This window comes from Leptospira abararensis (genome assembly GCF_016918735.1).
Taxonomy (GTDB): domain Bacteria; phylum Spirochaetota; class Leptospiria; order Leptospirales; family Leptospiraceae; genus Leptospira_A; species Leptospira_A abararensis.
The window spans coordinates 48,532-70,819 of record NZ_JAFFPR010000023.1; the positions used below are offsets into that span (position 1 = coordinate 48,532).

Here is a 22,288-nt window from a genome sequence, read left to right on the forward strand (position 1 = left end):
GAAGGATTGTCTATCTACCAAATGGTATAAAAAGGGGAAATCTTTGAAGAAGTACTGCAAAGGGTAAATTTACGACTGGCCTCAAATGTTCTCTTTCTTTCCAAAATTAGGGAAGATTCGCACGGACTAAAAAACCCAATTCATAAAGAATACGAGGACAAAATACACCCCAAACCAAAGAACTAGTCTTAGTTTTATGAAAAGAGCAGAGATCCAATCTACATACTCTAATCCCGTTTGTTTGTATTTTGGTAAGTCGATGGTTTTAGGATACACGATTCCCGGCCCTTTGTCCATTTACCAGATGGTATAAATTGTCGAACCACTTCCCTTCAAAAAATTCCGAATTGACGGGCTTTTTTTAGCATTTGAACCCTTGTATTCACTTGGAGTTTTTTGTAGATTGCTTTGATTTGTTGGCGTACGGTTCCCACAGTGGTTCCAAATAAAGAGGCGATTTGTTGGGGGTTGTCTCCTTCGACAATGAGTTCCAAAATTTGCCTCTCTCTAGGTGTTAACACTTCTACCCCAATTCCGTGTGGATCCAAATTGGTTTGGGGTTTCCGAAAAGATAACAATACTTTTGCTGCTATCGAAGGAGAAATCACACTCCCCCCGTCGAGTAAAGTTTGGATGGTATCGTGTAAGGAATCCAGTTCCGATTTCCAAATATAACCAGAAGCACCATTGCGAAGAGCTGAAAAAATAGCGTCATCGGTTTGTAAGGAAGAAATCACAAGGCTCTTTCTAGATTCAATGGTATGATAGGTCTTTAGTACATCAATTCCACTCATACCAGGAAGTCCAATATCCAAAATGAGTAGGTCAAATTCTTTAGTCAGTCCAGTTGCCCAAAATTCTTCAGCTGAGTTCCAAGTTGTCAAATTAAGGTTTGGATTTTGTTCCAAAACTCCACATAACGACTGCAAGAAGTCCTCATTATCTTCGATAATTCCAATGGAAGTGGACTTCATAGTTCGAAAATTCCTATAGGAAGTTTCATTTTGATTTGATAAGGCGAATCTAGGATGGTGATCTCCCCGTTCAAAGATTTAATTCTATGCTGTAATCCTCGTTCGCCGATGCCGGATTCAACGAAATCTTCTTTAAAGGTTGTGAGCTTAGAACCTTCTTGTCCCTCTAAAACTTTTTGTATTTCAGATATAAATTGGAATAACAAATGTTCATTCGTTCGTTCTACTAGCCAAGAGGAAGTTCCAGTCCCATGACGTAAGTCATTGGTTGTGATTTCTTTAAAGATTTGAATGATATGATGAGCAACTTCTGGGTCAGGAATTTTTATAATTGAATCTTCCTCTATAGAATTCCATTCCAACTCAATATTCCGACCCACAAGTTTGTATCTTTTTTTGATTAGCAATTTGAGTCCGTCTAACAACGATTCCTGAAACAAATCCCTTTGGTCTTCTTCTTGTACTTGTGTTCTTAAAGATTGCAAAGCGGACTCCGAAAGTTTTTTTAGTTTTTTCAGTTGCACTTCCGTAATCTCGGAAGGAGTTTTTTCCATCTTTTGGCTAAGTAGGACTAAGTCTGTAAGTTGGGAACCCAGACTATCATGAATATCTTGCAAAAAAGTTCTGCGTTTTTCTTCGAGTAACATACCTCGGTAAGCGGCAATGTACCGAGTACGAAACCACCAATGGTTTAAAAAGAAGGCAACTAGAAATAAAGGGAAAATTGTGGACATCTCACGCCACGTTTCAATAGGAATGACAGTATGGTTTGCAAAGTAAACCCGAAGAATATAAATCAATAAAACAAAAGACCATTCTAGTATGTACTGCCACACAAGTCCGGGATAAAAGAAAGAAGAGGTGGCAAGAAGGGCCGTTATAGTTAACCAATTCCTTGGATCAAAATAAGGAATGGTCGGATCATGAAATCCTGTTTCGATTTCTACAAGAACCAAAAGAAAAAAAGTCAAACGAACAAGGATGGGTGCGATCCGAAAAATCCTCCGATAGAAAAAAGAAGTACAAACGAGGAGGAGGCTCAGCACCAGTTCGATGGCAGAAAGGATACAGTTAGTTTGGTCTGGGGCATTCCATTCCAAATACACACTCTGAATGTAGGCTAGACAATAGGCAAATCCAAGAAAGTATAGTTTACTGAGGATTTCGGAATAAACAGCAAAAAGCGAAATAGGATCGAGAGGATTCCCACGGAAAAAAACTAACAGCCGATGAAACACGGGGATGTTCTACCTAAACACCAAACAATTGTTCAAGATAGAAGAACATTGAATTCTAGATTTCTAATCGGCTAATGTGTTCTAACAAAAGTTTTAGATCATCGTCGAACATTTGGTTAAATTCAAGACCCACTTCATAAAAAGCTCCCTCTCCAAATTCCTCCAAACGTACTACCTTTGCTTTTGGGTACAAAACGTACTTTACATCGGGAAATCTTAGTTCTAATTCCAACCTTGTCCCAAGAGACATGGGTTCTTTGGTTCGGAACAACAATCCACCTTCAGAAATGTCTTGGGATTCCCCCTCCCCTTTGTCTTTGGGTAAAAACTGGGCCGAGCCGGCACCCGATTGGATCACTCGGTATGTGAGATGGACTTTTTCGGAGATTCGTTTGTAGATTCGGCGTTCGCTGGACATGTAAGCAAGAGAACGCCGAATTCAAAGTTTGGGCAAGTTTAAATTTATGCCAGAGATTCGATAAGTTTTGAGCTTAGTCCTCTAAATCTTCTGGTCGGATTTCAAAATCAGGACGGAAGGCTCCCTCAATTTTTTCCCGCAAACTGTCAATGTATCCAAACACCGCAGGCACCACAATGAGAGTGATGAGAGTCGAAAGAACAAGTCCCCCGATGATGGCAATCCCCATGGCAGTTCTTGATTTAGATGCTTCTCCAATTCCCAGAGCAATCGGTAGAGTTCCCGCAATCATCGCAAGAGATGTCATAAGGATGGGGCGAAGTCGTTTGGAACCCGCATCAAAGATGGCTTCATCCCTTGTCATTCCATGTTCTTTCATAGCCAGGATGGCGTGATCCACAAGGAGGATGGAGTTTTTGGCTACAAGTCCCATAAGGAGAATGAGTCCAATCATACTAAAAAGATTCAGCATCTCACCCGTCAAAGCCAGAGCAAAGAATGCTCCCGAAATCGCAGGGGGAATAGCAAAAAGAATGGTGATCGGTGTGATAAATGACTCATAAAGAGAAGCTAACACAAGATAAATGAAGATAAGCGCCATTCCAAAAGCAAGGACGATGTTTTGTAACAGTTCCTTAAAATCTTCCGATTGGCCCACAAAGGAATAAGTGATTCCCGGAGGTGGAGGGAGTTTTTCTTTTAATATCTTTGCTGCTGATTCAGATGCAGAAGCAATGGCTCCTCCTGGAGCAAGATTTGCGTTGATAGGAACCACTCGAGATCTGTCTTCTCGGATGATCCTTGCAGGAGAACTACTTTCTTTTCCTTCCGCAATGGCACTGAGAGGGATAAGACGGTTCTGGATGTTTGGAACTCGAGTTTCATAGAAGGACTTACGAAGGTTTCGTTGTTCTTCTTTCAGCCTTAGGCGGACGTCATATTCAATTCCGTTTTCCAAATACTTTGCCACTTCCCCACCTTCAATATGGTAACGAAGCTCAGCCCCCATCACACCAGCAACGACACCCACCGTTTGCATTTTAGCACGGTTTGGAACCACTTGGAATTCTGGTTTTCCGGTTCGGTAGGTGGTGTCCACATCGGTTAGGTCAGGAACTTTGCGCAGTTCTTCCATCACTTTGAAGGAATAGGTTTCTAAATCTTTTAGGTTTTCCCCTTTTAGATTTAAATTGAATGGGTATTGCACTCCACCACCTATCGCCGAATAGTCGTTCACTTTGGGTCTTGCTTGTGGGTAAGCCTTTAGGAATTCACGGATTTGGTCTTTCACATCTCCTGTGGTTCGTTTGCGATATTCTGCAGGAAGAAGTGCCACACCAATGGTTGCAATATTGGATTCTCCATCGCTATTTCCAACAACCGTAGCAAGAAGTTCTAATTCAGGAATGGCTTTGATGATTTCATTCTGGATTTGTTCTACTGTTTCGGATGTTCCTTGCAAGGAAGTTCCCGGAGCCATTTCCACATTCACCATAAATTCCCCTTGGTCGTTGGCCGGCAGAAAGGTCTTTTTCACAAAAGCAAGGGAAAAGATACTCGTAACTAGAGTAAGGAAGGTAAGTAAAATGACTGCCCATGGTTTTTTTAGGGCAAACTTCATGATGATTCCGTACATTCTGTCCAAGAAATTTTGAAACTTATCAAAGTTACGAAGAACTATGTTTTTCTTTTTATGGATGTCTGTTTTTCCTGCAAAATAAGCAGATAACATGGGCGCTACGGTCAGACCATCAAAAAGGGAGATGATCATCGCAAAAACTACGGTTAGCCCGAATTGTTTAAAAAACTGACCTACAATCCCTGAAAGAAATCCAATCGGAAGAAATACAGCAATGACAGTTAAGGAAGTCCCGATAACGGCAAGTGTCACTTCTTCTGTTCCTTTCCTTGCCGCTACAATGACAGATTCCCCTTCCTCTAGTTTACGGAAGATATTTTCCCTGACCACAATGGCGTCATCCACAAGGAGTCCAACTGCTAAAGAGAGGGCAAGGAGAGTCATTACGTTCATGGTAAAACCCATGGCATACATAATGATAAAGGCACCTAACATAGAGTTGGGGAGGGCCATACCGGTAATGAGAGTGGAACGAATGTTTCCAAGAAAGAGATAGACTACAATTACAGCCAGTAAAATCCCAAGTATGATGGCAATGGTTACGTCTTCAATGTTTGCACGAATCCATTTGGATCCATCTCGAATCAAAATGACCTTGGGTGCCCCTTTGAGGTCTTTGATTTGAGCATTGATGGTATCAATTTTTCCAAGGATTCCATCGGCAACTTCTACTGTGTTAGCTCCCGATTGTTTGTAAACATCTAGGAAAAGTGCTTTCTTTTGGACCCTTTCTTTTTTTGGAGCATCATATTTAAATAATAATTTCCCGATGATCGAAGGTTCCTCGTGTTCTTCTGCGCTGATTGGTGCATACAACATACCCAGCGTTTGGCGGTCTTGAAGAGTGTCCTTAACTTGGCCCAAATCTTTTACAAGAACCCCTCGCCCAAACTCTCCACCAAACGAGACAACCGTGTTCTCAATTTGAGATAAGGATTCATATTTGGCAACAGTTCGAAAGGAAGTTTCTTTATCTCCCCCTTCTACTTTTCCGGCAGGAATGTTGACTCCTGAATTTTTGATTTGGTTCCCAATGGAGATGGCCGGAACTTGGAAGGCATTGATTTTGTTTCGATCCAGCTCAATATGGATTTCTCTACGAGATCCACCGATGATTTTGACAGCACCTACGTTGTTGACTTGTTCGAGTTTGGTTTTGATTTTCTCTTTTGCCAAATCATAAAGTTCTCCTTCTGGAAGGTCAGCAAAAAGGGAGATCCGCATGATGGGTTGGTCAGAGGGATCAAACCTCTGCACCAAAGGTTCTTTGGAGGATTCAGGAAAGAGCGGTTTCACACGAGCTGTTTTATCCCGAACTTGTTGCTCTGCGTATTTGATATCTGTGGTTAGGTTGAACTCGGCAAACACCATAGAGATTCCCTCTTGGTTCCGAGATGTGATCCGTTTGAGGCCAGAGATGGAACTGAGCTCTTCTTCCAATGGTTTGGAAATCGAAGTTTCAATCTCTTCTGGACCAGCACCTGGATAAACAGTGGAAACCACAACGAAGGGAATGTTGATGTCGGGGAAAAGATCGACTCCAATTCGTTTTAAGGAAATAAAACCTGTGATCACCATAATGATGACTAGTGAAGAAATGAAAATGGGCCGTTTGATGGAAAAGGAAGCAATACTCATAAATCTTTTTCTCTATTTGAGCAATTTATATTCTTGAAGACAAGCAATACCGGAACTCTCTCTATAAGTAGACAGTAACGTTGACTTACTATTCAAGATTTTTGTTCGGTTTTCAAATTTTTCTTCTACAAAACTATCAGGACAAACATCACTTAATAAAAGAACAGAATCAAAATCTGTCCATTCTTTCCATCGGTATTTGTGGTCATTTCGTACCATCCCTGTTTTATAAGTCTTCAACTTCATGGCAAGATCAAAATCGGAAGCAAGCACACGACCACGAGAACCATATTTTTCCTCAAAATGAAATGCATTGATAAGAACATATTTTTTCTCAGATGATATCTGTTCGGCGATCTCTCTTGCCGGTTGGAAATCACTCGCATTCATTCCCCGATAACAAAACATTTTCGTTTTATAAAATTCTCCAGACAAAATGCCTTGAGAATATATAGAATTAGAAAATACAAAAAGGGAGGTGAGTAAAAATACCGAAACTGAAGCCAATCTTTCTATTTTGTTATCAGCGAGTTCATACAAACGCAATATCCAAAGAAAGCCAACAAGTCCAATGGCAGGGATGAATTGTAACACATGCCTTGGTTGTTTGTTTCCAGTCGTGAGTTCTAAGATAAGAAGTTCTAAAAATAAAATGAGTGTGCCTGCAAGGAGAGGATCTTTTAGTTTTGTTCGAAATTTGGTCCCCGATCGAAAGAAAAAATACAGCAAGGACAAAACAGAAAAGAGAATGAGGGCTCGAAATCCCCAGATAAAGTCGAACACTCCTGGTGTGGAAGGATCAAGTCCTGGTTCTGTCCAAAGTGTTAAGAAGAAACTGCGAGTGTATGCATTCACAATCATCTGTGCATCGATAAGCGCATTCACTCGGTCCGGATTCATAAATAACCATAGAAAGGCAGGAAAAATGGCATAAACCCAAAGAACCACTGCTGTTTTTGGAAATACTTTTTGAATTGCATCCCGTTTTCGAAAAAAATAAACAGAAAGATCCACAAACAAAACAAATGTGATCCCGAACATAAATTGTTTGAATCCTTTTTGGTTTAAATTGATTTTTGTGACCACTCGAAGTATAGGTAAAGATAAAACCATAAGCACAACAAAGATCAAATACATTAACCGAATGCCTTTGGCATAATTTTTTAATAGATAGAATAAAGCATCTTTGTATGTGGATGTGGATCGTAAGAGTTCATAGGCAAAACATGCCATAAAGAATAAAATCCCATACGGGTATTTAGTAAAATAAAATCCGAACAGAGAAAAGAAAACAAGCCACTTGGTCCCGGAATCAATTTCCGATTCCCGATTATCCACATCATACAACCGATAGATGGCATAAATAGAAAACAAAAGAAAGAACATAGACTGGGTTTCCAACATCGAAGAAAGTGAATAGGCAGGCACTTCTCCTGTTTGGATGGTGAGAATAAAAATAAGGCCTGAAATGATTCCTGACCAAAGGAGAGACTTTGTTATGCGATAAGATATATAAATCAAAGCCGGATACACCAAAACCAAAAACAAAAGTCCTAAAAAAGAATCACGATAGGTTTCATAAGCGTCGATTGGCAAATAGAGCGTAACAAACGTTAATAGGGAGCGAAGAGGTGGCCAAGTGGGACTTTCCAAAAAAGGCAAAATTCCTCGAAACCAATTTCCATTGCGGAAGTCGACATACTGGTCAAGCACCTGGTTCAGTCGAATATTCTCATCCCAAGACAAAAAATCTTTGTTGGGACAGAGACCTAGGAATGTCTCCCATGATTTTGTAGCATAGAATACTACCAACGAAACACCTAAAATGATGAAAATGAGCCCCAAAAAACTGGGAAGAATGTCTTTTGCCTTCATACCAATCCTTGGAATCATTCTTTCTTTGGGGTCGGCTTGGAATCAACCGAAGTTCTTTTTCCGTAATTTTTCTCTTTGATTGTTGTCCAAGGTAAAGAATTCTGTCCGTTAGAAGGTTCCAAAATGCAAGATTTCGTAGACCTTGGGGAAAAAATCATTTTCCTCGTTATGTTATTCGCAAGTATTCTCGCGATTGCCGTATTTATTGAAAGGTTAATTGTTTATAAACGTAATTTTAACAAAGAATCAGAGTCTCTTCTGGATTCTCTCACCCTCCTTGTTCGTCACAGAGACCTAAAAGGTACAGAAAAACTATTGGAAACCCATCCCATGGAGAATTCCTACACTCGGTTCATGCATTTTGTTTTAGAACGAGAAAAGGAAAATCACAAAGGCCTAGAGGAACTGATGGAAGGGAAAATTCTAAAAGAACGTTTGGGTCTGGAAGAAAGACTTCCGATTCTCAACACCCTCGGGAATAACACTCCCTTCATCGGATTACTTGGAACGGTTCTTGGGGTTATCAAAGCTTTTTATGGACTGGGAACTCTTGGTAACTCGGGAGCAGAAGTGGTAATGCGTAGTATTTCCACTGCCCTTCTCGCCACAGCGGCAGGACTTGCGGTTGCGATTCCGGTGGTGATGGCAAACAATTACTTCACTCGTAAAATGAAACTCATCATTGGTCACTTGGAAATCCTTTCCAAAGAAATCCATGCCAGTTTCATCACTAGCGGAAAACACAACCAATCTTCTAGTTCTACTCCGAATATCCATCACTAGTAAGTCATATCATGAAGTCATTTACCTTGTATCTGCAATACAAACTGAGACGATTCGGACTCTTCCGTGCTAGTCTCTTTGCCTCAGTAGGATTGCATCTATTTTGTTATTTGATTTATTTTATACTGACCCTTCCTAGTAATGCTGCCTTTCAAGAAACATCGATGGAAGATATGGATGTTTCGTTTGAAGAGATTCCTCCTGAACTGATCGGTGGGACGTCAAGTCCCGCTCCAGTAGAAAAACAAGAATGGGTGGAGGGATCTAACAAAGAAGCCGAAGAAAAACCAGACAATTCAGATTTGAATCCAAATCAACTCTCAGGGAATGGAACTGACAAAGATGGGTATTTGTTTTCCTTCAATGGAGATCGTCCTCCGACTCCTATCATTGATTTTGATTTGAAAGCTTATTTTCCTGAAGCTGCTAAAGCCGCCAATATCAGCCAACGAACAGTCGTTGTGATGGTGCAGGTGGACGAACATGGAGTCCTCCAAGGTGCGAAAATTGTTTCTGGCAGAGCAGGATACGGATTTGATGAAGCCGCCATTCGGATCATCCAAAGGGCTCGGTTTTCTCCTGGATATGACAAGGGAAAACCAACACGAATGGCACATAGACTTCCTATCAGTTTTGATTTAGAAGAGGATTAAAATGTTACGGAACACCAAACATCGAATTGCGATTGGAACCATTTTTATCGCAATTTCCGTTATGATCGCAGGATTCCAACCTAAACCCATCACCGGAAAAACAGAATCCAAATCCTCTGCGAGAAAATCTGGTCTTATCCCCGATCCCTTCGAACTCTACCAAAGTATCCCTACTTTTCATTCCGAACTGACAAGCTCCGATCTACCCGGAAGTTACGACATGAGTAACGAATTCCCACTGCCAGGAGACCAAGGCATCAACAAAGATAATGTTGGTTATACGGTTGGATATGGGCTCATTTCTTATTTAGAAGCGAAAAAAAAAGGAATCCGCAATCTTTCTTCTGTAGGGCCCTCTTCTGCCAATGGACAAAAAATTTTATACTCACCTAACTTTATTTATAACCAACTAAACAGTGGAAAAGACCAGGCAGTTTCCCTTTTGGATGCCCTGGTCCTCGCAGAAAGCAGAGGTTCCGTTTCTATGGAGCAGATGAATGAATCTTCTTCCAGTTTCCGAACTAGGCCAAAAGCGAATATTGTCGAAGCTGGAAGAAAAGCTAGACTAAGAAGGATTTATAGAATTGAGCCTCACGACCTAACTTCCATTAAACTAGCATTAGCTGAAAAAAGACCAGTCCTCATCGGATATTTAGTTTATGAAAATTTCAGGGAACCAAAACCAGATTCCATTTTTGAAATAGGAACTGGAGAAGTTTTAGGGGCGCAGTCTCTTGTGGTTTTAGGTTATAACGACAAAAAGAAAGCATTCAAAGTATGGAATTCTTGGGGAACCACTTGGGCTGACCAAGGGTATTTATGGATTTCTTACGAAACCTTTCCCAAATACACTAAGTCTGTTTATGTTGCTGATTCTGAAGTCGAAAATGAACTCCTGACACAGAATAAACTAAACGATGCTCTAGAATCTTTGGAGTATGGGGAACATAATCTATTTCCTCCTAAAGAAGTTTTTGCCTCTCGAGGTGATTTTTCCGATCGCATTCGGATCAGTTGGTCGAGAGAAAAACGTGCCATCGGTTATGAAGTCTATCGCAAACGTAAAATAGACAGTAAATACCAACTCGTCGGACTTTCCAAACAAGCCTTCTTTGAAGACTTTGGAATCCAAAAAAGTACTGCCTACAATTATCGTGTTGCAAGTCTGGATGAAAATTATTTGTCCAAACCATCGCTTGATTCAAACGATGGTTATGCGGTAGATCCGACTAAACCTGCAGGAATCCTACCTGTGACCAACCTTCGTGCATCCGTGGCAGCCACAAATGATCGAATTTTATTAGAATGGGACCCGCAACCTATCTCCACAACCTACGCCGTTTATAAATGGAATCCAGTAGCAAGAATCTATCGGTTTCTGGGTAAAACGGAAAAAACTACTTATATTGATCTAAAAGCCAGCCGCAACGGGGATAGCGAAATTTACCAAGTGATCCCGGAAAGGAACCAATTGGTTGGTGAATCTAGCAGTTATGTTTCTGCTCACTTGGATCCTTCCGAAGTTTTAAAACCCAGGCCTAAAAATTTAACTGCATCGAAAGGATTGTATGCGGGTTCAACCATCTTACAATGGGAAGGTTCTCCAAGTGCCGTAGCCTATCATATCTTCCGTAAAACAAATGGACAATGGAAAGAAATTGCAAAGACTGCCGAACTACAATTCAAAGATAATGACAGCTATGAAAAGGAATCTTTCTATGCAGTGGCTTCAGAATTTGAAGGAGAATTATTTAGCCTTCCTTCAGAACCGGACATCGGATTTCCATCTCTTGTGGCTGGAAGGTCCATGGGATTAAACCCTCCTGAGTTGACTGTTTCCGAGAACCGAAAAACCGGTGAATTTTTGTTTAGTTGGAATGTGATTCCCAAAGCAACTTCGTATAAAGTCTATATGCGTAAAAAAAATGATCCTGATTGGAGTCTCGTTAAAGAAACATCCGAATCAAATTTTAAACTGCAGAACTTAACAAAGAATCAATTCTATTTTTTTGCTATCCAATCCGTATCTAAAGGAGTTGGAGAGAGTTTGTTTTCAAAACCAGTCACTTCTGTCATTTCTGATACAGTCCTTGATGTAAAAAAAGTGAAAACCTTTGGTGAGTCCGCCATACAAAAGTTTATTGGTCCTTGGACCGCTATGTATTGGGACGGGAAAAACAAAGTGAAACCCATTCGTTTGACCATCGAAGCCGAAGATGTGGAAGGAAATATTATTATGAAATGGAATGAGAATCAAATCTTCCGCGGCAAAAATATTGTAGATTCTGACTTACTCGAAGAAAAAGGAAAATGGAAAATCAAATTATCACCTAACTACGAATCTTTGTCAGGAGAGTTTGAAGACAAAGGACTCGTTCCCGAAAAAAGCCAACTTTCCTTTATCAGAGAATAAACATAAACGAAAGCTTAGCTTAAGGAAGCGACTGGTTACTATTTAGCGTCTCTTCTGCTCTAAACTTCGCAAGAAAAGTATCAGGGATTTTCCAAGGTCTGTTCTTCTCAAAATCAAAAAAGAGAGCCGAAAAAATAGCTTCGCAAACAAGAGCCCCATCCGAGATCCGATACATATTTTGGATTACCTTCCCTTTGATTTTTGACATATCCCGAAATCCTGTTTCGATTCTAACTGCATCTGGATGGTGGAGGGGTTTATGGTAAGACAACTCCGCTTTGAGCATCACTGGGCCGACTTTTTTTTCTCGCATTTCCTGGATGGAAAATCCTTCGTTTTCTAAGGCTTGGATTCTTGCTTCATCAAAATAGGATTGGTAGACTCCATTGTTTACGTGCCCGTTGGCATCCATATGACTCCAGAGTACGGGGATTTCGGTCGTGTGGGGCATGTGTTGGTTCCTTGTGGTAGGGATAGATTCTTGTAGACCGTTCTGTCTGTAAACGAAAAAACAGACAGAACGGTCTACAAGATTGACAAATCCCCCCCTCCCTGCACACTCGAATCCCATGAAAGGCTCCCCCCGACACCGCATCCTCGAAATCGCCAAAAAAAGATTCTACCAACAAGGATACTACCACACTGGGATCAACCAACTCATCCGAGAATCCAGGACAGCAAAAGCCTCCTTCTATGACCACTTCCCATCCAAGCGAGATTTGGGAATTCGTGTGATCCAAACCTACGGAGCTGATGTTCTGATTTGGTTTCGCCAAATTCTAAAAGAATCGAATACCCCTGATGATTTTATTTCAGAATTAGCAAAAGCAGTTGCAATCCAAATCAATGAAGATGGTTCTTATTATCAAGGTTGCCCCATTGCCATTTTTTCTTGCCAATTCCCTGTCGGCGAACAACCATTCAGTGACGAATTCAAATCTATTGTATTTCGATGGGAGTCTTTATTTGCAATGTATATTGGGAAATGGCAATCAAATGGCTTTTTGAAAGAATCCGTTGATCCAATGGAACTGGCTCGTGACTTGATTAACATCTACGAAGGGGCCTTGATTAATTGGAGGATTTCTTTGAATGAAGTCTACTTAAAACGTATGTTTGTTCAAATGGGCCAAAGGTTTATGTTTGAAACTAAAAAATAGTTCCGCTTTCACAATTTTTTTTACAAGTTTTTTCTAAACCCAAACAACTTCCCACTATGGCAGCAAGATCTTGGGGACTATAATCCGGACTACTTGTCGAAATCTTATAAAAGGCATCATTGCGCAAAAAACACTCACCCTCAATCGTAGAACATTTGTTACGTTCGTAACAAGCAGATCGGAATGAAAATGGCGAACCACAATTTAAGAAAAAACTAAAAAACAAAAAAACAAAAGTTTGTTTCATAAATCGATAGTTTCGTTCTCAAATTCCTTCCGATTCAAGGAAGAGATTGTCTTCAAATCTTTCGATAGATTTTGGAATTTAACTTTCCCTTTAATAGTAATAGGAACATCAAAAAGAACCTTACCAGTAACAACTAACTCTTCGCAGTATAGGAGTGAAGGATACTTTTGGAAAAGATCATCAAACTGGTGGATTTTCTTATAATGCGATTCATCTAAATGAACTAAAACTTCCCCCAAACCTGCAGATTTTCTTTCCTTTGCCATAGTAAGGGAAAAATCAGCATTCAATACATAGGCATCCGAACGGCGGATAAGATAGTCTTCGGTTTTTTTAACCGGCGCAAATCGATCCCTGGGAATAATGATACCTTTGAATTTAGAAAAATTTCCCACAGCACTTCCCATGGCAGTTTCCAATTGGATCACTGTTTTTCCATCAACTTGTTTGGGATTGACAATGAGAGATAAAGAAAAATTCCCTTGGTTAAATCTTTCTTTTAAGGCTCGGAGATTGATCCAAAGGTTGTTTGTGGAAAAGGTTCTGAATTTGCCAAGACCACTAAATTCATTCTCATGTTCTTTGGGAACTTGTGCTGTTTCTAATAACTCATACTTAATGAATTTTCCACCCACCATTTTTTTGTAGATGGCTCCACCTTTTTTATCGGCTAAAGTTTTTGGAGTCATCTCCATGGCAAAATGGATATCTTCCTTTAATAAATAACTTACAATATGCGGATCAACTGTCGCACCTAAATTGTCTCCATTGGAAAGAAAGGCGATTTCAAAACCTTTAGAGAGTAATTCATCCAAAATCCCCTCTTGCACCATAGTAAAATAAATATCACCATGACCGGGCGGGCACCAATTTTCTTTTTCATTTTTATTTTGGATGGGAGCAAAGGTTTCTGCATCCAAACGAGGGACTTTGTTTTGTAAAAAACTAGTCCGCAACGTTTGTTTGAATCCGTTTTTTTCTAATTCTATTTGCGAATCTTTTTGAGTATTATAAGAATCCATAAAAAGGAGAGGAACATCAATTCCATACTCGGAACGAATGAATTCAATTTGTTTAGCCATGACTGCAAGAAAAGACATGGAACCTTTGATGGGAATGAGAGACTTTGCTTTGTCGAGTCCCATACTGGTTCCGAGCCCCCCATTCAATTTGATTACCACCAATTTGGAGAGAAGACTAAGGTCTGTAGGATAGGAAGTATGAATGGATTCTAAAGAAATTTCATCAGTTTTAGGATCTAAATCTCCTACTTCTTCCCAAACGACCATTCCGGTTTCGCCGTTTCTTACAGCATCTACCTTAGTGATAAAATCGGCAATGAACGCATCCGATAGGCCGGCAGTCTTCATTACTTCTGTGATCAGTTGATCCGATTTCTGTTTCTCCATATTATTTCCCTTCGTGTGGTTCCCCAAGTTCAATCCGGTGGGGTTCTTCTGTTATCCCCGGATTCCATAAAAAAAAGACAAGGATGCTGCGACCGTCTTCTTTTGGGACAGCAACGGTTTCTTTTCTTTCATATTTTGGCATAAAAACTTCGAAATTGTACATCCAATACTTTCCCTTCTTACGGGTCACTTGCCGGATCCCTTGTTTCAAAGGGTCCTTTTTCGTGAGTTTCCCATAAGGAAGAGGGTACTTGGTTTCCCAAATTTGGGGCAAAAGCTTTGCTGCTTCTTCATAATTGCCCGGTTCGGCCCAAAGAACCGCAGGAAAAATTCCCAAAAGTAAAATAAAAGAGAAACTATGACGCATACGATTCTAAAAGGCAATCCTATGTAAGTACGGTTATCGGTCAATTCAGGAATTCTTCTGGCGCTGGAATTGATTTTCATAGACAAGAATTGAGTCTGACAGAATCATTTAATTCATGTTTCGATTCATAGAATATCTGGAACGTTTTTGGGCGTTATTGTCGTTTTATCTTCCCAGCCATTTGTTTGTGGAGAATAATAAGGATAAAAACATATTGATCGTTCCTGGGTTTCTCGCCGGACGTTCCTACTATTCTAGACTTAAATCCAACTTGGATAACCTGGGATTCAAAGTAGGAATCCTTTCCACTCTCCGTGACCCTTTGTCTTTGGAAGAGGCCGTCCAACACCTTGCGAGCCAAATTCTTACAGCGCCTAACGAAGTGACTTTGATTGCTCATAACACCGGTGGGCTTCTCGTTTTAATTTTACCTGATGAAGCCAGACGAAAAGTCAAACGCCTCATCACTCTCGGAACTCCTTTCCATGGTTCTGACAGGTTTACCAATACAAGACAATCCTATTGGGGTTTTGAATCCGATTGGGTAAAAACTAATTATAAAAATGCTTTATCTTTTCCCCTCTTCCAACCTCTCTCTGCTATCGAAGATTTTTCCTTTCCTCCACAAGAAAGTACGGAGTTTGGCCAAGGTCGTGACTTATGGTTTGATATTCCTGGAAATTATAACTTAGTACGTAGGAATGAAAACATCCGTACACTCAGAGAATTTTTGGGGACTCCGAAAGACAATATTGCCATCGCTCCTTCTCCCAAAGCAAATCCTGAATTTGCAGTACCTAAAAAGATTGAAGTAGATTTTTCAAAATATGAACCATCGGTTTATAAAAAGAATCAGAAACAATTGGCAACAAAAAAGAAATCTGCAGTTAAAAAAACAAAGCCGGCAAAAAAATCAAAAGCTATGGCAAAACCAGTAGCGAAACCAAAAGCAAAGAAAAAGGCTAAAAAACGTTAGATATTTCTTCCAACCTGAACAATAAAAAACTGCCCGCCAAACGGCGGACAGTTGCAAGTTTTATCTTTCCGATCGGTTAGACTTTCTTTAATTCTTTCACGCAAGTTAGGCAGCTGTCTCGACATTCTTTACAAACAGCGTGGTGACTGGCATGTTTATCACATTCCTTCGCACAAGCTTCACAAACTTCAATACATAAGTTTGCTAACTTCTTTGTGTAAGCAGAAGATTGGCTTGCAAGTTTCACAAAAGACTCACATAGACTGATGACTTCTCTTGTACTTGTGGCACAAGCAGCCAAAGACTTCTCTCCTTTTCCAAGTTCTGTGAGGCAATGGCTGAGACAAACCTCAGCGGAAAGTTGACAATGCATAGCTGCCATCATTGCTTTCGAGTACTTTGATTTCCCAGTTGTTGGCATGGACATAGTAGAATGGTCATGGTCTTCTGCGGAAAGTGTAGATAAAATTCCGGAAACGGCAACAGCCATTCCTGCTTTTTGTAATAATTCTTTGCGATTCATATCGTATAACCTCAGTTAAAAAAATAATATCAATTGAAATGTAAGATCCATTCACCTAAACTTAGGTGTGGCCATCTCAAATCAAAAGTCGAACTGTGGTAGTCGGAAAGTAGGGAGGAGGATAACGAAGTTGGGATAACAATCCTGATTTGGATTTGCCAGGTAGGAAATTAGGTTCGAAAGTCGCAAAAGCATTCCCAAAGGTCAGTTTTACTGGTTTCCAAATCGGGAAATCCGTTGAAGTAGAAGATTGGAGTTCCTCATGAGAGATGGGACATTCACAAGGATCAGCAGAATCCGATTTGGATTCGGCGGATTGGTGGCAAGGCGGAACAGATTCTCGTTCCACAAATTTTTCTGCGGAAGTACAAAACCCGAAAACCGAGGACTTACACCCCAGATAAGCAAGAAAAATTAGAATGAATCCAATTGCAAATTTTCGTTTCATGCTCTGTTTCTTCATCCTTTAGACGAAACCAATCATATATCCCTAAAATAAATTCTTCAAGCCTTTTCCGGCAACAATAAAGGTTCCAATCGTAGATCCAAATTGGGGAAGGAAAAAAACGAGAAAGATATGAAGGACGCGGTTCTTCCAAAAACCAACAAAGGTTTCTGAATCTTCAGCAATGTGTTCGAAGTCTTCTACAAGGGGTTTACGTAAATACGACTCGGAAAGAGCACTCACCCATCCCGCTTTAAAGATGGGAACAAAAGTTCCAATGGGAGCCGTGACAAAAGCAAGTAGGATAGAAATCGGATGAGCTAGTGCGATCAAAGCACCGAGGGCTGCAAGGCCACCTTTGATATAAATCAGTTTCGAAAACAGGTCCATACCAGCTTCCCCCCCTTGGCTCCAAGTGGTATAACCAATGAGTCCCGCAAAGAACACAGGATATAGAATGATACTAATATTGTCCCACCACTTACGTTTGGGAACTTCGTCTAACACGGACAAGTCGTTTATTGTGTGAAGATTCCTTTCGATCCCGGCCAAATGACCCGCACCCACAACCGCAAGAAGTTTTTTGACAGACTTACCTTCTGCTGCTTGGCGAATCTTTTCTGCCAAGTACACATCCCTTTCATCAATGATGACATGTTTGACTGATTCATATTTTTTAGGAATTTGAGAGAATAGATCTTTGAGAATGTCATCCGATTTCATCTCTTCGATTTTATCGTCTGATACATCTTCTCGGACCAAAAGAGAGGCAAGAAGAGCGCTGAAGAGATACATTTTAGAGAAAAAACCTACATTCCCCCAGGACCTTTTTAAAGTAGTTTGGATTTCACGGTCTACTGCCATCACTGGTTTTTTTAAGGACCTTCCCATCGTGATAGCCTTACGCATTTCATCACCAGGTTTGATGTCTTTATTCCCGATTTTTTTCTGAAAAGAGGAAAGGATGAGGCTCGAAAGGAGTAACCACATTTTCCTTTCTTTGAATACTTTAAAGATATCTAATTTTTTTAAATAATCCGGATCTTCCACCGACTTCATTCGAGACTCACATAACTCAACACAAATGACATCGGGTTTTAATGTTCGGATCATTTTTTCGACTTCGTCCACACTTTGTTTGGAAACATGTGCTGTTCCCAAAATGTGGACTTCCGTTTTTCCGATGGTTTGAAAGAGATAAGGTTCTGAAGTTTTGAAACCTTTTTTGGTAGATTTTCTTGGGGGAGTAGTTTTTTTGATTGAACGCATAAGGAAAGCTTACTATCTATAATACCTAAGTAACGGTTCCACTCTCTAGAAACAAGTAGAATGTCTATTAAATCCAAAATCATCAATGTGGGAATTGCCGACATCAAGGTCGGAAAAGATACGGATGTGCTCCGAACTACATTGGGTTCGTGCATAGGAATCGTTCTGTATGATCCAGAACAGAAAGTGGGGGCCATTTCCCATATCATGCTTGCCAAAGATCCTACAGGCAAGGATGCCACCAAGTTTCCTCACAAATACGGAGAAACTGCCCTCCCCATCCTCATCGAAATGATGAAACAACAAGGCTCCAACATTGGCCATTACTCTTGTCGAATGTTCGGTGGCGCCTCTATGTTTAAAGGGATCAACTCCCAATTTTTACAAAACATTGGGGAACAGAATATCGCTATTGTCAAAAAATTTATGGAAGAGAATAAAATCCCTGTCATTGTGGAAGATGTGGCTGGGAACGAAGGAAGAACTATCAGTCTTTACTGTGACGACGGACGTGTGCTGTTAAAAAAAGCTGGTATGGAAAAATACCTTTATAAGGTGCGTTAGGCGAATATGCTAAAATCGAAGGTTGATGAAGTATTACAAGACGTAAATAAACTACCTGCCATATCGTCGGTTGTGTCTAAGGTATTGGAAAAACTCCAAAAACCAGACGTAAATATTGCTGACCTTGCACAGGAAATTTCGAAAGACCCGGCCATCACTGCCAACGTCATTAAACTTTCCAATTCTGCATACTACAGGGCCTCCAAACCCATCCGCACTGTCCAAGAGGCTCTTATGACTCTCGGCATCAAGACGGTAAAAGAAATTGTCCTTCTCACTGCAGCCAAAGGAATCCTTTCCCAAGACCTAAATAGTTACCAAATGGAAGCAGCACAACTTTGGACTTCTTCGCTACTGGTGGCAGAACTTTCGAGTAAAATTGTTCAACACAAAAAACTCAAAATAGATAAAGACCTAGCTTTCACTTCTGGCCTTCTCTGTAGTGTGGGTAAAATTGTACTCGCACAGTTCTTTAGTCCGGTGATGATGCAACTTAAAGCAGACCTAAAAGACAACCAAGAGCCCTTCCCTGCATTAGAAAAAAAGTATTTTGGATACACACATATGGAAGTGTCTGAGAATCTTTTGAAACGTTGGAACTTCCCGCAGGAATTGACCGATGTTGTCGCCAATTACCTCACTCCAGAAAATTCCAAAAACAATCCGATTCTTACTTCTGTTGTACATATTGCGAGTATTCTCATAGTCGTTTCTGGAATTGGAATCGATATTGGTGGTGAGTCCGTTCCGATTTCTCCTTTTGCACTCAGCCAAACAGGCGTTACAGAAGCAGATATTGAAACCTACTTTGTCCATATTCCTGATTTACAAGCCGGCCTAGCTGATTTGTTAAACGTATAACTTTTAAGTCATTAGCCTCAGGTTTTAAGTCAAATTTTATGAACATTATCTTTATTGGAGCAAGAGGCGCCGGGAAATCCAAAGTTTCTCGTTCCCTATCCAAAAAAACCGAATTTCCAGTTGTTTCTACCGATTCCATTGCTGTTTACGAAGCAGGTGGACTTCCCATCCCAAAGTTCGTGGAAAAATCTGGCTGGAAGGCTTTCCGAGAATTAGAATATTCTATTTTGCAAAAATTGAAAGCTGCGGATGGAATCATTCTGGATTGTGGTGGTGGTATTCTATTTGATTTAGACGAGACCGGGAACGAAGTCCCAAGCCAAAGAAAACTGGACCTACTCCGTAGTATGGGAAGGATCGTTTATTTGGAACGTGGAGCAGAGGAACTCATCGAAAAAGTAAAGGGAGACTCCACAAGACCCGACCTCTCTAAAGAAACGTCTTACCGTTCCATTTTAGAAAAAAGACTCCCCGTTTACCAAGAAGCCGCACATTTTAAACTGAATCTATCTAAACTTTCCAAAGAAGAAGCCGCCGAACACATCTTAGATTGGTTAGGGATTAAATCCAAATAATGGAATTACTACGGGAATCGTACGTTTAAGTAAAACCTTCGATTTTCGGCTTTTACGAATCAGTTTCGGATCTCGTGCAATCCAGAATGAAAAATCCTTTGGTCGTCTCCCGAACTGCCTTAAAACTAGCAAAGCGACCACCCAAACTTCCCGGAAAATGGTGCTCAGATTTAAGCGATCTTCCTATGGAAGTTGCAGTTCGCTTGTTTCTTGTACTCCAGGATTTTTTAGACCAAATTCAATCTGGCTTAGACCAAGGGCATAATGATTTAAAAATAAACCTATCGTACCGAATCTAAGCATTTTCTGATGTTTGGATTTGCCTAAAAATAAATCATTTTGCTGAAAACAAAATAATTGGACAGTACATCCAAATTCAAAAACAAGGTACAGTAATTGCTTTAGAGTAGGGTACGTATGTCAAAATCTAACCAACCACCCATCCTTCCGCCACTCGGCCCACAGGCCCAAGGTATGTATGACCCTGCCATGGACAAAGATTCCTGTGGTGTTGGTTTTATCGCAAATTATAAAGGCAAACGCTCGCGAGACATCGTAGACAAAGGGATTCGCCTGATGTGTAACCTCGAACACCGAGGGGCCGAAGGAGCTGATCCGAAAACCGGTGACGGTGCTGGGATCATGATCAACATTCCAGATGCATTTTTTAGAAAGAATCTTCCCTTCACTCTCCCGAAAGAAGGCGATTATGCCGTAGGATTTCTTTTCCTACCGCAAAACACAGAAGTAAGGACTGCTGTCGAAAACGTGATTGAAAAGATCATTGTTGATGAAGGGGAAGAATTCCTTGGATTCCGAGATGTTCCGGTGAACAAAGAATATGCGGGTGTGGTTGCGTCCAAAACGATTCCTGTATTCAAACAAGTGTTTATTGGTAAAAAATCCAAAAAACTAAAAACCTCTGACGACTTCGAAAGAAAACTATTCCTCATCCGCCGCCTCATAGACAGACGAATCCGCTCGGAAATGAAACTGGATCGTTCTCAGTACTACGTTCCGAGTTTTTCGTCACGTACGATTGTTTACAAAGGGATGTTACTTGGGGACCAAGTTAAAAAATTCTATGAAGATTTAAAATCTCCAGATTTGACTTCTGCTTTTTGTTTAACACATACAAGGTTTTCGACTAACACCTTCCCTACTTGGGATTTGGCTCACCCTTACCGCCAAATCGCCCATAACGGAGAAATCAACACACTTCGTGGGAATATGAACTGGATGGCGGCTCGCCAAATGGTGATGCAATCTCCACTTTATGGGGATGAACTTCGTCGTATGCTTCCGATTGTTATGGAAGGCCAGTCTGATACAGCAACCTTCGATACGGTTCTGGAACTACTCGTAATGGGAGGCAGATCTTTACCTCACTCGGTTATGATGATGATTCCAGAAGCATGGTCTAAAAACAAAGCCATGGATGCCGACAGACGCGCGTTCTACGAATACCATGCCACTTTTATGGAACCTTGGGATGGACCTGCTGCCATCGCCTTTACTGATGGCCGCATCATTGGTGCCACATTAGACAGAAATGGACTCCGCCCCGCACGATTCATTGTAACTAAAGATGATGAAGTGATCATGTCTTCAGAAGCAGGAGTTCTTAACCTCCCTCCAGAAGAAGTTTTAGTCCAAGACCGTCTTCGTCCAGGACGTATGCTCCTTATCGATATGGAAAAAGGCCAAATCCTAGATGATGAAGAGATCAAAAAACAAATCGCTACTCAAAAGCCATACCGCAAATGGGTAGAAGACAATATGATTCGTTTGGGATCATTGCCTGATCCAGAGAACGTAAAACAGCCGCAACACGAAACTATTCTAGAACGCCAAAGAGCCTTTGGATACACTCACGAAGATGTATTCACCATCATCAAACCGATGGGAGTTTCTGGAGAAGAACCCATCGGCTCTATGGGTGTGGATTCCTCTCTAGCAGTGCTCAGTGAAAAACCACAACCCCTATTCCGTTACTTCAAACAAAACTTTGCCCAAGTAACGAACCCTCCCATCGATCCAATCCGTGAAGAGTTGGTGATGGAACTGACCACTTACATTGGACCTGAAGGAAACTTACTCTCCGAAGAACCAGAACACGCACACCGTTTGGAATTGGAACATCCCATCCTCACAAACGAAGATTTTGAAAAAATCAAACAAATCAGCGAAGGTCATTTCAAAGCCAAAACCTTTGCCATCCTTTTTGATCCATCCAAAAAACATGATATGAGAAACTCACT

General features: G+C 40.7%; 22 protein-coding genes. 9 read left to right on the forward strand and 13 right to left on the reverse strand.

Features of this window, described 5'->3' with window-relative positions:
- Positions 1 to 126: 126 nt before the first annotated feature.
- The 6 genes from JWG40_RS07850 to JWG40_RS07875 form a co-directional block, all read right to left on the reverse strand.
- The gene (locus JWG40_RS07850; RefSeq protein ID WP_205285283.1) at positions 127 to 297 is read right to left on the reverse strand and encodes a hypothetical protein; all 171 of its coding nucleotides are present in this window, start codon (positions 295 to 297) and stop codon (positions 127 to 129) included.
- A 35-nt stretch (positions 298 to 332) separates the two neighbouring features.
- Positions 333 to 974 carry a response regulator gene (locus JWG40_RS07855; RefSeq protein ID WP_205285284.1) on the reverse strand — a complete coding sequence of 214 codons (642 nt, stop codon included), beginning with the start codon at positions 972 to 974 and terminating at the stop codon, positions 333 to 335.
- The gene (locus tag JWG40_RS07860; RefSeq protein ID WP_205285304.1) at positions 971 to 2,218 is read right to left on the reverse strand and encodes a sensor histidine kinase; all 1,248 of its coding nucleotides are present in this window, start codon (positions 2,216 to 2,218) and stop codon (positions 971 to 973) included. Before JWG40_RS07860 ends, JWG40_RS07855 begins: the two co-directional genes overlap by 4 nt.
- A 49-nt stretch (positions 2,219 to 2,267) precedes the next feature.
- Positions 2,268 to 2,630, reverse strand: coding sequence for a PilZ domain-containing protein (locus JWG40_RS07865; RefSeq protein WP_002980800.1), 363 nt, complete (start codon positions 2,628 to 2,630; stop codon positions 2,268 to 2,270).
- A gap of 73 nt (positions 2,631 to 2,703) precedes the next feature.
- Positions 2,704 to 5,907 carry an efflux RND transporter permease subunit gene (locus tag JWG40_RS07870; protein ID WP_205285285.1) on the reverse strand — a complete coding sequence of 1,068 codons (3,204 nt, stop codon included), beginning with the start codon at positions 5,905 to 5,907 and terminating at the stop codon, positions 2,704 to 2,706.
- A 12-nt stretch (positions 5,908 to 5,919) separates the two neighbouring features.
- On the reverse strand, positions 5,920 to 7,800 hold the full coding sequence (locus JWG40_RS07875) for a hypothetical protein (RefSeq protein WP_232369255.1): 1,881 nt from the start codon (positions 7,798 to 7,800) through the stop codon (positions 5,920 to 5,922).
- 105 nt (positions 7,801 to 7,905) lie between these two features.
- Between JWG40_RS07875 and JWG40_RS07880 the strand changes: the two genes are divergently transcribed.
- From JWG40_RS07880 to JWG40_RS07890, 3 genes are read left to right on the forward strand one after another with little or no spacing between them, the layout of a single operon-like run.
- Positions 7,906 to 8,565, forward strand: a complete 660-nt coding sequence (locus JWG40_RS07880; RefSeq protein WP_015682892.1) for a MotA/TolQ/ExbB proton channel family protein — start codon at positions 7,906 to 7,908, stop codon at positions 8,563 to 8,565.
- A gap of 11 nt (positions 8,566 to 8,576) precedes the next feature.
- On the forward strand, positions 8,577 to 9,218 hold the full coding sequence (locus JWG40_RS07885) for an energy transducer TonB (RefSeq protein WP_205285286.1): 642 nt from the start codon (positions 8,577 to 8,579) through the stop codon (positions 9,216 to 9,218).
- Position 9,219: 1 nt separating this feature from the next.
- Positions 9,220 to 11,631 carry a fibronectin type III domain-containing protein gene (locus JWG40_RS07890; protein ID WP_205285287.1) on the forward strand — a complete coding sequence of 804 codons (2,412 nt, stop codon included), beginning with the start codon at positions 9,220 to 9,222 and terminating at the stop codon, positions 11,629 to 11,631.
- Between the two features lie 19 nt (positions 11,632 to 11,650).
- On the opposite strand, the gene JWG40_RS07895 is transcribed toward JWG40_RS07890, so the two are convergent.
- Positions 11,651 to 12,082: an acyl-CoA thioesterase gene (locus tag JWG40_RS07895; RefSeq protein WP_205285288.1), complete on the reverse strand. Its 432-nt coding sequence runs from the start codon at positions 12,080 to 12,082 to the stop codon at positions 11,651 to 11,653.
- A gap of 118 nt (positions 12,083 to 12,200) precedes the next feature.
- Here JWG40_RS07895 and JWG40_RS07900 point away from each other — a divergent pair, with 118 nt between their 5' ends.
- Positions 12,201 to 12,791, forward strand: a complete 591-nt coding sequence (locus JWG40_RS07900; RefSeq protein ID WP_205285289.1) for a TetR/AcrR family transcriptional regulator — start codon at positions 12,201 to 12,203, stop codon at positions 12,789 to 12,791.
- Here JWG40_RS07900 and JWG40_RS20150 read toward each other — a convergent pair.
- The 3 genes from JWG40_RS20150 to JWG40_RS07910 are packed head-to-tail and all read right to left on the reverse strand — an operon-like array spanning position 12,781 to position 14,814.
- Positions 12,781 to 13,038: an LA_0364 family Cys-rich lipoprotein gene (locus tag JWG40_RS20150; RefSeq protein WP_408611496.1), complete on the reverse strand. Its 258-nt coding sequence runs from the start codon at positions 13,036 to 13,038 to the stop codon at positions 12,781 to 12,783. The two genes, JWG40_RS07900 and JWG40_RS20150, sit on opposite strands and share 11 nt — an antisense overlap.
- The gene (locus tag JWG40_RS07905; RefSeq protein ID WP_205285290.1) at positions 13,035 to 14,447 is read right to left on the reverse strand and encodes a UTP--glucose-1-phosphate uridylyltransferase; all 1,413 of its coding nucleotides are present in this window, start codon (positions 14,445 to 14,447) and stop codon (positions 13,035 to 13,037) included. Before JWG40_RS07905 ends, JWG40_RS20150 begins: the two co-directional genes overlap by 4 nt.
- Before the next feature lies 1 nt (position 14,448).
- Positions 14,449 to 14,814, reverse strand: a complete 366-nt coding sequence (locus tag JWG40_RS07910; protein ID WP_205285291.1) for a hypothetical protein — start codon at positions 14,812 to 14,814, stop codon at positions 14,449 to 14,451.
- A gap of 115 nt (positions 14,815 to 14,929) precedes the next feature.
- Here JWG40_RS07910 and JWG40_RS07915 point away from each other — a divergent pair, with 115 nt between their 5' ends.
- Positions 14,930 to 15,790 (forward strand): esterase/lipase family protein, encoded by an 861-nt coding sequence (locus JWG40_RS07915; RefSeq protein ID WP_205285292.1) that lies wholly within the window; start codon positions 14,930 to 14,932, stop codon positions 15,788 to 15,790.
- Between the two features lie 76 nt (positions 15,791 to 15,866).
- Here the strand turns inward: JWG40_RS07915 and JWG40_RS07920 are convergent, their stop codons facing one another.
- From JWG40_RS07920 to JWG40_RS07930, 3 genes are all read right to left on the reverse strand, one after another.
- Entirely contained in the window at positions 15,867 to 16,313 is a 447-nt protein-coding gene (locus tag JWG40_RS07920) for a four-helix bundle copper-binding protein (RefSeq protein WP_205285293.1), read from the reverse strand.
- A 76-nt stretch (positions 16,314 to 16,389) separates the two neighbouring features.
- Entirely contained in the window at positions 16,390 to 16,761 is a 372-nt protein-coding gene (locus tag JWG40_RS07925; RefSeq protein WP_205285294.1) for a hypothetical protein, read from the reverse strand.
- Positions 16,762 to 16,803: 42 nt separating this feature from the next.
- Positions 16,804 to 18,027, reverse strand: a complete 1,224-nt coding sequence (locus JWG40_RS07930) for a TraB/GumN family protein (RefSeq protein WP_205285295.1) — start codon at positions 18,025 to 18,027, stop codon at positions 16,804 to 16,806.
- Between the two features lie 60 nt (positions 18,028 to 18,087).
- On the opposite strand from JWG40_RS07930, the gene JWG40_RS07935 reads away from it, so the two are divergent.
- From JWG40_RS07935 to JWG40_RS07950, 4 genes are all read left to right on the forward strand, one after another.
- Positions 18,088 to 18,591 (forward strand): chemotaxis protein CheD, encoded by a 504-nt coding sequence (locus JWG40_RS07935; RefSeq protein ID WP_100745044.1) that lies wholly within the window; start codon positions 18,088 to 18,090, stop codon positions 18,589 to 18,591.
- A gap of 6 nt (positions 18,592 to 18,597) precedes the next feature.
- Positions 18,598 to 19,452, forward strand: a complete 855-nt coding sequence (locus JWG40_RS07940) for an HDOD domain-containing protein (RefSeq protein WP_205285296.1) — start codon at positions 18,598 to 18,600, stop codon at positions 19,450 to 19,452.
- Positions 19,453 to 19,490: 38 nt separating this feature from the next.
- Positions 19,491 to 20,027 (forward strand): shikimate kinase, encoded by a 537-nt coding sequence (locus JWG40_RS07945; protein WP_205285297.1) that lies wholly within the window; start codon positions 19,491 to 19,493, stop codon positions 20,025 to 20,027.
- Between the two features lie 417 nt (positions 20,028 to 20,444).
- Positions 20,445 to 22,288, forward strand: a 1,844-nt coding sequence (locus JWG40_RS07950; RefSeq protein ID WP_332470402.1) for a glutamate synthase central domain-containing protein, incomplete at its 3' end; no start/stop codon positions are given.